The following is a 7542-nucleotide window of genomic DNA, read 5'->3' on the forward strand; positions in this document are numbered from 1 at the left end:
GGCCCTTCCCGTACGGTTCGCTGTTGCCGGCCGGCCTACTGGACCGGGATGACCGAGGTCAGCCACTGGAAGGCGGCCGGGACCATCTTCTTCCACTGCTCGGTGGTGTGCGGGCCGGTGCCCTCCTCGACCTGGACGGTGGTCGGGGCCTTGGCCGCGGCGCGGATCGCCTCGCCGTCCTCGTAGCCGTCGCCCTTGGAGCCGCTGACCAGCAGGGCGACCTTCGGCGGCTGCGGGGCGGTCTTCAGGATGTTGACCGGGTTGTTGGCCTCGCGCAGCTTGGCGTCCTTGCCGACCAGGGAGTCCGGCTCCTGGGCCGGGTCGTTGTAGCCGGACATCGCGATGGCGGCCCGGTACCGGTTGGGGTGGGCCAGCGACAGCTTGGCCGCGCAGTGCGCGCCGGCCGAGTAGCCGGCGATCGCCCAGCGGTCCGCGGACGGGTCCGCGCGGAAGTTGTCCAGCACCATCTGCGGGACGTCGCGGGTGACCCAGGCGTCGGCGTTGATCTTGCCGGGGATGTCGGTGCAGCCGGCGTCCTGGTTGTTCAGCAGCTTCGTGCGGGGCGAGACCAGGATGAACGGGGCGACCTTGCCCTGCTGCATCAGCGGCTTGAGCTGCTCGGAGACCTTGAGGGTGCCGTACCAGGTGGAGGAGGAGCCGGGGTAGCCCGGGATCAGCTCGACCACGGGGAACTTCTTGTCCTTGAACGCCGGGTCGTTGTACTGCGGCGGCAGCCAGACCAGCACCTCGCCGTCGACCCCGGACACCTGGCCCTTGAGCTCGGTCCGCTGCACGTCGTTCGGGACGAGCGGGTCGTTCACGCCGCCGAAGCTCTGCTTGACCTTCTGCGGCTCCTTGGCGGGCTCGGCGCCCTGGCCGCCGGCGGCGGCCGCGGCCGGGTCGACCGGCGCCACCACGGGCACCGCGCGGACGTGGTTGCCGGTGCCGAGCAGGTCGTCCCAGTTGCCGTAGATCAGGTTGGCGTTGTTGACCATCACGAAGACCATCAGGACGGCGGTGACCTGGCAGAACATGATCATGACGATCCGGGTGAGGTAGCGTACCGGCTGCGGGCCGCCGACCTTCCCCCAGAACAGCAACGCCACTGTGATGGACACCGGCACCAGGATGACGGTGAGGAGGAAGAATGGCGTACCTGTCAGTTCCATCGAGTTCTCGTATCCGGGTCGCACGCCGCCCGGGGCCCACTCGCCCGAACGCACGTCAATGGCATCAGACGGCGATGGACCGGTGATCGGTTGCCGTCCGAATCTGTGCGGAACCTGAGAGGAACATCACTTTCTTGTGATGAACCGCCTTCGGATCGGCGCCTAGTCTGCCACCCGAACGGACGTCGTCCGGACCAGATGTTCAGCGAACTACCAGGAAAGGTCCCCCGGGGCACCTTACCTCCCAGGCCGTTCGCGCTGCCGGGCGAGGCGGTGCGATACCGCGCGGCACGGGCAGGGAGACTATGGGGATGAGCATCACCCGCTTTCGCCCGTCCCACCGCCTCTGGCCCGCGTGTGCCGTCCTGGCACTCGCGGTCGCCGTGGCCGGTTGCAGCAGTACTGGAGGCAGACGCGCCGAGGAGGCCCGCGCCAAGGCCGCGGCCACCGGCGGCGGCGCCGTCTCGACTCCGCGCTGGAAGGTCGCCATGGTGACCCACGCCGGAGCCGGCGACGCCTTCTGGGACACTGTGCGCAAGGGCGCCGAGCAGGCCGCCGCCAAGGACAACATCACCTTCCTGTACTCCAACGACGCGCAGACCCAGAACCAGGTCCAGCTCGTCCAGGCCGCCATCGACCAGAAGGTCGACGGCCTGCTGGTCACCCTCGCCAAGGGCGACGCCATGGCGGACGTCCTCGGCAAGGCCAAGGCCGCCGGCATCCCCGTGATCACGATCAACTCCGGCCAGGAGTACTCGCAGAAGTTCGGCGCGCTGACCCACATCGGTCAGGACGAGTCCACCGCCGGCCAGGCGGCCGGTACCGAGCTGGCCTCGCGCGGCCGCAAGAACGTGCTCTGCGTGATCCACGAGCAGGGCAACGTCGGCCAGGAGCAGCGCTGCTCCGGCGCCCAGTCCAAGTCCGGCGGGGCCTTCCAGGTGCTCTACGTCAACGGCGTCGACATGCCCGACGCCCGCGCCGCGATCTCCGCCAAGCTGCAGGCCGACCCGTCCATCGACACCGTGCTGACCCTCTCCGGCCCGATGGCCGCCACCGGCCTCCAGGCCGTCCAGGACGCCCACCGCACCGTCGAGCTGGACACCTTCGACCTGGGCACGCAGGTGGTGTCCGGGCTCAAGTCCGGCAGCGTCGGCTTCGCCGTCGACCAGCAGCCCTACCTCCAGGGCTACACCGGCGTCGACCTGGTCTGGCTGTACAAGTACAACCTGAACATGCTCGGCGGCGGCAAGCCCGTCGAGACCGGTCCGCAGATCCTGACCAAGGACAACGCCGACGCGCTCGCCGAGTACGTCGCGAGGGGGACCAGGTGAGCACCCCCGACCTCCTCGCCCACGACGGCCTGGTCGACGGCCGTCCGCCGGCCCTGCGGCGGCTCCTCGCCCGCCCCGAGCTGGGCTCGCTGATCGCCGCCGTCGCGGTCTTCACGGTCTTCGCCGTCGTCGCCGAACCGTTCCTGCGGGTCTCCTCGCTGGGCACCGTGCTGTACGCGGCCTCCACCATCGGGATCATGGCGGTGCCGGTCTCGCTGCTGATGATCGGCGGCGAGTTCGACCTGTCGGCCGGCGTGCTGGTCACCACCGCCGCGCTGACCTCCTCGATGGTCTCGTACCAGTTCACCGCGGTGACCTGGGTCGGCGTGCTGGTCTCGCTGGCGACCACGCTGGCCATCGGCGGGTTCAACGGCTGGATGCTCGGCCGCACCAGGCTGCCCAGCTTCATCGTCACGCTCGGCACCTTCCTGATGCTGACCGGCGCCAACCTGGGCGTCACCAAGGCGATCTCCGGCACCGTCTCCACCAAGTCGATCTCCGACATGGAGGGCTTCGCCGCCTGCCGCTGGCTGTTCGCCTCCGAGGTGACCGTCGGCGGGCTGACCATCAAGGCCACCGTCTGGTGGTGGCTCGGACTGCTCGTGGTCGGCAGCTGGGTGCTGCTGCGCACCCGCTTCGGCAACTGGATCTTCGCGGTCGGCGGCGACGCGGACGCGGCCCGCGCGGTCGGCGTGCCGGTCGCCCGGACGAAGACCCTGCTGTACCTGGGTGTCGGCTTCGGCGCCTGGGTGCTCGGCCAGCACCTGCTGTTCTCCTTCGACACCGTGCAGTCCGGCGAGGGCGTCGGCAACGAGCTGATCTACATCGTCGCGGCGGTCATCGGCGGCTGCCTGATCACCGGCGGCTACGGCTCGGTGGTCGGCTCCGCGCTCGGCGCGCTGATCTTCGGCATGGCCAGCAAGGGGATCATCTACGCCCAGTGGAACCCGGACTGGTTCAAGTTCTTCCTCGGCGCGATGCTGCTGCTGGCCGCGCTGCTGAACGCCTACGTCAAGCGCCGGGCCGAGCGGGGGCCGCGATGAACACGGACCTCACGGGGGCCGCGACGAACACGGAAGCCATGGGTACCGAACTGCTCTCCCTCGACGGCGTCGGCAAGAGCTACGGCACCGTCCGGGCGCTCCAGGACGTCTCGCTGACCCTGCGGGCCGGCGAGATCAGCTGCGTGCTCGGCGACAACGGGGCCGGCAAGTCCACCCTGATCAAGATCATCTCCGGGCTGCACCAGCACGACGAGGGCACCGTCACCGTCGGCGGCGAGGCGGTCCGCTTCGACTCCCCGCGCCAGGCCCTGGACCGCGGCATCGCCACCGTCTACCAGGACCTCGCGGTCGTCCCGCTGATGCCGGTCTGGCGCAACTTCTTCCTCGGCTCCGAGCAGGGCATGCGCCGCTGGGGCGGCCTGCGGCTGGACGCCGAGGGGATGCGCGCCACCACCCGCGACGCGCTCGCGCGGATGGGCATCGACCTGTACGACGTCGACCGGCCGATCGGCACCCTCTCCGGCGGGCAGCGCCAGTGCGTGGCGATCGCCCGCGCGGTGCACTTCGGCGCCAAGGTGCTGATCCTGGACGAGCCCACCGCCGCGCTCGGCGTCAAGCAGTCCGGGGTGGTGCTCAAGTACGTCACCGCCGCCCGCGACGCCGGGCTCGGGGTCGTGCTGATCACCCACAACCCGCACCACGCGTACCTGGTCGGCGACCACTTCACCCTGCTCCGGCGGGGCCGGATGGCGGGCAGCCATCCGCGTGCCGAGATCAGCCTCGAACAGCTCACCACCGAGATGGCCGGCGGCTCCGACCTCGCCGAGCTCTCGCACGAGCTGGCCCGACCGTCGCTCTCCGACCCCCGTGGCTCCGCCCCCGGCGGCTCCGGCACCGGACTCCCCGGTGGCGGAGAATCGGCTTCCGGAGAATCCGACCCCCGAGAACCCGACACCCGTGAGGAGCGTCCGCAGCCGTGACCGGCTCCCAAGGCAGCACCCGGCCACCCGTCCTGCCGACCCTGCTCGGCCTCGGCCCGCGCGCCGAGCGCCGCCGCCGCGCCCTGCCCGCCGGGATACTGCGGCTGCCCACGATCGGTGTCGACATCGGCGGCACCAAGGTGGTCGCCGGGGTGGTGGACGGCGAGGGCAAGGTGCTGGAGAAGCTGCGCACGGACACGCCGCACAAGAGCAAGAGCCCCAAGGTGGTCGAGGATGTCATCGTCGAGCTGGTGCTCCAGCTCGCCGACCGGCACGACGTCCACGCCGTGGGCATCGGCGCGGCCGGCTGGGTCGACGCCGACCGCTCCAAGGTGCTGTTCGCCCCGCACCTCAACTGGCGCAACGAGCCGCTCCGGGAGGCGCTCAGCGAGCGGCTGCGGTTCCCGGTGATCGTGGAGAACGACGCCAACGCGGCCGCCTGGGCCGAGTGGCGCTTCGGCGCCGGGCGCGGCGAGGACCACATGGTGATGCTCACCCTGGGCACCGGCATCGGCGGCGCGGTGGTCCGGGACGGCTACGTGGACCGCGGCAAGTACGGCCTGGCGGGCGAGTTCGGGCACATGCAGGTGCTGCCCGGCGGCCACCGCTGCCCGTGCGGCAACCGGGGCTGCTGGGAGCAGTACTCCTCCGGCAACGCCCTGGTGCGCGACGCGCGCGAGCTGGTCGCCGAGGAGTCGCCGGTGGTGCAGCCGCTGCTGGCCCGGGCGGGCGGCACGGTCGAGGGCATCACCGGGCCGCTGGTCACCGAGGCCGCCCAGGAGGGCGACCCGGTCGCGACCGAGCTGCTCTACGAGGTCGGCACCTGGCTCGGCGTCGGCATCGCCAACCTGGCCGCCGCGCTGGACCCGGGCCGCTTCGTGATCGGCGGCGGGGTCTCCGAGGCCGGTGACCTGCTGCTCGGTCCGGCCCGGGACACCTTCCGCCGCACCCTCACCGGGCGCGGTTTCCGCCCGGAGGCCGCCATCGTGCACGCCGCCCTCGGCAACGAGGCCGGCCTGGTCGGCGCGGCCGACCTGGCCCGGCAGGTGGCGCGGCGCTTCCGCACGATCAAGCGGCGGCGGGTGGAGCGCAGCGCGCTGTAGCGGGGTGGGGGCGCCTGCCGGCTGTTCTCCTGGCGCCCCCGCCCGCCCCGCCAACTACCCGTTGGTAGCGGCGCGGTGTGGTTGTCGGATCATCCCTCCTGTGGAACAACTGAGTTGACGCAGACTCAGGAGGAATCGGATGAGGGCTCTGACCCGTCTCGCACCACCACTGCTGCTCGCCACCGCGCTGGTCTGGTCCGGCGTCGGACCGGCCGGCGCCGCGACCCCGCCGACGAAGGCGCCCGAGGCGGTGGGCCGGGGCGGAGCGGTCGCCACCGTCGACGCCGACGCCACCGCCGCCGGCATCGAGGTGCTGCGCAAGGGCGGCAACGCGGTGGACGCGGCCGTCGCCGCCGCCGCGGCCCTCGGGGTCACCGAGCCGTACTCCTCCGGCATCGGCGGCGGCGGGTACTTCGTCTACTACGACCACGCCACCGGCCGGGTGCACACCATCGACGGCCGGGAGACGGCCGGGCGCACCGCCGACAGCGGCCTGTTCCTGGAGGACGGCAAACCGCTGGCCTTCGCCGACGCCGTCACCAGCGGCCTGTCCGTCGGAATCCCCGGCACCCCCGCCACCTGGGACGCCGCACTGCGCAAGTGGGGCACCCGCTCGCTCGCCCAGAACCTCGAACCGGCCGAGCGGATCGCCGACCACGGCTTCGTCGTCGACGACACCTTCCGCGGCCAGACCGCCGACAACTACGCCCGGTTCAAGGACTTCCCGGCCACCGCCGCGCTCTACCTGCCGAACGGCAAGCCCCCCGAGACCGGCAGCGTGCTGCGCAACCCCGACCTCGCCGCCACCTACCGGCTGCTCGCCAAGGACGGCGTCAAGGCCTTCTACCAGGGTGAGTTGGCCAAGGACATCGCCAACACCGTGCAGCACCCGCCGGTCGACCCGGCGTCCGGCCGCAACGCCCGCCCCGGCAAGGTCGACACCACCGACCTCGCCGACTACCGGGTCCGCGACCAGGCGCCCACCCACGTCTCCCACGGCGCCTACGACGTCTACGCGATGGCCCCCTCCAGCTCCGGCGGCACCACCGTCGGCGAGGCGCTCAACATCCTGGAGGACGGCGGCGACGTCTCCACGTACAGCGGCACCCAGTACTACCACCACTTCCTGGAGGCCTCCCGGATCTCCTTCGCCGACCGCAACCGCTGGGTCGGCGACCCGGCCTTCAGCGACGTCCCCACCAGGGAACTGCTCTCCGAGCGCTACGCCGCCTCCCGGGCCTGCCTGGTCAGCCCGGACCACGCGCTGACCAGCCCGCTCGCCCCCGGCGACCCGCGCCACCCGGCCCCCTGCGCCGACACCGGCCAGGCCGTCCCCGAGCCGTACGAGGGCCCCAACACCACCCACCTGACGGTCGCCGACCGCTGGGGCAACATCGTCTCCTACACGCTCACCATCGAGCAGACCGGCGGCAGCGGCATCACCGTCCCCGGCCGGGGCTTCCTGCTCAACAACGAGCTGACCGACTTCGACTTCACCCCGCTCGCCCCGGGCGTCCCCGACCCCAACCTGCCGGGCCCGGGCAAGCGGCCGCGCTCCTCGATGTCCCCGACGGTCGTGCTGCGCGACGGCGAGCCGCTGCTGGCCACCGGCAGCCCCGGCGGCGCGACCATCATCACCACCACCCTCCAGGTGCTGCTCGGCCGGCTCGACCGGGGCCTGAGCCTGGAGCAGGCCATCGCCGCCCCGCGCGCCAGCCAGCGCAACAGCGCCACCACCCAGGCCGAGCCCGCCTTCCTGGCGCTGCCCGAGCGGGCCGCGCTGGAGGGCCTCGGACACAGTTTCGTCAACGGCGGCGAGATCGGTGCCGCCACCGGCGTGGAACGGCTGCCGGACGGCCGCTGGGTGGCCGCCGCCGAGCCGGTGCGGCGCGGCGGCGGCTCGGCCGCGGTGGTCCGGCCCGCGGGCTGACCGGGCCGGCCTGTCGGTGCCGGGC

At 72.1% G+C, this 7542-nt stretch carries 6 protein-coding genes; 5 read left to right on the forward strand and 1 reads right to left on the reverse strand.

Going from position 1 to position 7542, the window contains the following annotated elements; translation table 11 throughout:
- Positions 1-35: 35 nt before the first annotated feature.
- Positions 36-1169: an esterase family protein gene (locus ACFU7Z_RS32300; protein ID WP_049654481.1), complete on the reverse strand. Its 1134-nt coding sequence runs from the start codon at positions 1167-1169 to the stop codon at positions 36-38.
- A 311-nt stretch (positions 1170-1480) separates the two neighbouring features.
- On the opposite strand from ACFU7Z_RS32300, the gene ACFU7Z_RS32305 reads away from it, so the two are divergent.
- The 5 genes from ACFU7Z_RS32305 to ggt all read left to right on the forward strand — a co-directional run bounded on the left by ACFU7Z_RS32305 (position 1481) and on the right by ggt (position 7517).
- Positions 1481-2500: a sugar ABC transporter substrate-binding protein gene (locus ACFU7Z_RS32305; RefSeq protein ID WP_049654482.1), complete on the forward strand. Its 1020-nt coding sequence runs from the start codon at positions 1481-1483 to the stop codon at positions 2498-2500.
- Positions 2497-3543: an ABC transporter permease gene (locus ACFU7Z_RS32310; protein WP_380781404.1), complete on the forward strand. Its 1047-nt coding sequence runs from the start codon at positions 2497-2499 to the stop codon at positions 3541-3543. Before ACFU7Z_RS32305 ends, ACFU7Z_RS32310 begins: the two co-directional genes overlap by 4 nt.
- A gap of 38 nt (positions 3544-3581) precedes the next feature.
- Positions 3582-4484, forward strand: a complete 903-nt coding sequence (locus ACFU7Z_RS32315; protein WP_234348494.1) for an ATP-binding cassette domain-containing protein — start codon at positions 3582-3584, stop codon at positions 4482-4484.
- Positions 4481-5587, forward strand: a complete 1107-nt coding sequence (locus tag ACFU7Z_RS32320; protein ID WP_049654486.1) for an ROK family glucokinase — start codon at positions 4481-4483, stop codon at positions 5585-5587. The genes ACFU7Z_RS32315 and ACFU7Z_RS32320 overlap by 4 nt, the downstream gene beginning before the upstream one ends.
- A gap of 139 nt (positions 5588-5726) precedes the next feature.
- A complete protein-coding gene (ggt, locus tag ACFU7Z_RS32325; RefSeq protein WP_380781406.1) occupies positions 5727-7517 on the forward strand; it encodes a gamma-glutamyltransferase in 1791 nt (596 codons plus the stop codon).
- Positions 7518-7542 lie beyond the last annotated feature (25 nt).

Origin of the sequence: Kitasatospora sp. NPDC057518, from assembly GCF_042802075.1 — a bacterium.
Taxonomy (GTDB): Bacteria; Actinomycetota; Actinomycetes; order Streptomycetales; family Streptomycetaceae; genus Kitasatospora.